Source organism: Ruegeria sp. AL1, assembly GCF_056540905.1.
Genome location: NZ_JBQFXP010000036.1, coordinates 1 through 1,664 on the forward strand (window position 1 = coordinate 1; position 1,664 = coordinate 1,664).

The following is a 1,664-nucleotide window of genomic DNA, read 5'->3' on the forward strand; positions in this document are numbered from 1 at the left end:
GCCATCGTGTGGAGGCGGCAATGCGGATGGGATGGGAGACTATCCCGGCCAAGGTCTGGGACTGCGCCGATGACTGGTCGCGGATGAGCCTCCCCAACTGAACTGGTCCACCGTTATGTTTAGGAAACGGAGGACCACGAATGGCAAACAAGAGACCGAAGCCCGAAGAGATTGTCTCGAAGTTACGGCAGGTTGAAGTTCTGATGGGGCAAGGCATGTCCCGTCTTGATTCGATCAGGCAGATCGGCGTTGTTGAACAAACCTATTACCGCTGGCGCAAAAAGTACGGCGGAATGGGCATAGACCAGTTGAAGGAACTGAAACGGCTTCAGAAAGAGAACGAGCGACTGCGGCGCGCGGTTTCTGATCTGACGTTGGACAAACTGATCCTGACGGAAGCCACAAAGGGAAACTACTGAGCCCCGCTCGTCGTCGTGCTTGTATTAACCATGTACGCAACCAGTTGAACGTTTCCGAGAGACGCGCCTGTCGCGTGCTTGGACAACACCGGTCCACGCAACGGCGCGTCCCACAAGGTCGCCCAGACGAGGACCGACTGGTGGCCGACATGATCGAGCTGACCCGTCAATATGGCCGATATGGCTATCGCAGGATCGCAGCGCTGCTGAGGGAGGCTGGATGGTCTGTCAGCGACGGACGGATTGAACGGCTGTGGCGGCGAGAGGGGCTGAAAGTGCCAATAAAACAACCGAAGAAAGGGCGGCTCTGGCTGAATGACGGATCATGTGTCCGGCTTCGACCAGAGCATCGCAACCACGTGTGGTCCTATGACTTCGTCCATTGCCGAACCGATGATGGCAAAGCCTTCCGGGCGCTGAACATCCTTGATGAGTACAGTCGGGAATGTTTGGCTATCAGGGTCGAGCGGAAGCTGAACTCGACCGATGTAATCGACGTCCTGACAGACCTGTTCATACTTCGCGGCGCGCCGAGTTTCATACGTTCTGACAATGGGCCGGAATTTGTCGCCCAGGCTGTCCGAGACTGGATCGCCGCCGTTGGCGCCAAGACGGCTTACATCGAACCTGGCAGCCCGTGGGAAAACGGATACTGTGAAAGCTTCAATGGCAGGTTCAGGGACGAGTTGCTCAATGGTGAGATCTTCTACAGCCTGCGCGAAGCTCAAATTCTGATCGAACAATGGAGGAGACACTACAACACAAAACGCCCCCACAGTGCACTGGGCTATCGCCCGCCAGCGCCCGAGACCATCATCCCCATGGATCACAGGCCGATGATGCACTAACAATCAACTTGGACCAGTCAGATGAGGCTGCTCAATCGTAATTGGCGCGGGCCCTGGTGGCTATGTTGCTGCAATCCGAGGCGCTCAGCTGGGGCTGAAGACGGCGGTGGTCGAGCGTGAGCATCTGGGCGGCATCTGCCTGAACTGGGGCTGCATTCCCACCAAGGCGCTACTGCGGTCCTCCGAGGTGTTCCACCTGATGGAGCGGGCCAAGGATTTCGGCCTGAAGGCGGACAAGATCGGCTATGACCTGGACGCGGTGGTCAAACGCTCGCGCGGTGTGGCCGGGCAGCTTTCGGGCGGCATCGGCCATCTGCTGAAAAAGAACAAGGTGACCGTGGTCATGGGCGAGGCGACGATCCCCGCCAAGGGCAAGGTCAGCGTCAAGACCGACAAG

At 58.0% G+C, this 1,664-nt stretch carries 2 protein-coding genes; both read left to right on the top strand.

Annotated features, from left to right (window positions below; translation table 11 throughout):
• The first annotated feature begins 140 nt into the window (after positions 1-140).
• Positions 141-1,267, top strand: a protein-coding gene (locus ACRZ9X_RS22385) for an IS3 family transposase (RefSeq protein ID WP_480514630.1) whose coding sequence is annotated in 2 segments (ribosomal slippage) — positions 141-402 and positions 402-1,267 — 1,128 coding nt in all. Because the reading frame shifts where the segments join, the coding sequence is not laid out codon by codon here.
• A 34-nt stretch (positions 1,268-1,301) separates the two neighbouring features.
• A partial coding sequence (locus ACRZ9X_RS22390) for an FAD-dependent oxidoreductase (protein WP_480522305.1) occupies positions 1,302-1,664 on the top strand: 363 nt, incomplete at its 3' end.